The following is a 313-nucleotide window of genomic DNA, read 5'->3' on the forward strand; positions in this document are numbered from 1 at the left end:
ACTTGCATGTGTTAAGCCTGCCGCCAGCGTTCAATCTGAGCCATGATCAAACTCTTCAATTAAAAAATCGTTTGTGATGCTTAGTCGAAACCAAGACATCTGCTCAATGAATTCTGTCGTGTTACTAGCCGAAGCTAATAACTACATAAAACGTACTAATCAAATTAATGATTAATACTTAATCTGTGTGACATCATTATTAAACTGTTTTACGTCTTTCCTTGCCTCTCGTGAGAGAATTAAGAACCGACTATGTAAAATCAATGTAATGTGAGTGTCCACACAAATTGCATGATAACTAATTGTTAAAGAA

General features: G+C 35.1%; 1 rRNA gene. It reads right to left on the bottom strand.

From position 1 onward, the window contains the following. Positions 1-62, bottom strand: a 16S ribosomal RNA gene (locus H4J73_RS06700); the annotation flags it as partial. Positions 63-313: the final 251 nt, after the last annotated feature.

The sequence above is a fragment of the Colwellia sp. MB3u-41 genome, from assembly GCF_014076845.1.
In the GTDB taxonomy this organism is placed as follows: domain Bacteria; phylum Pseudomonadota; class Gammaproteobacteria; order Enterobacterales; family Alteromonadaceae; genus Colwellia_A.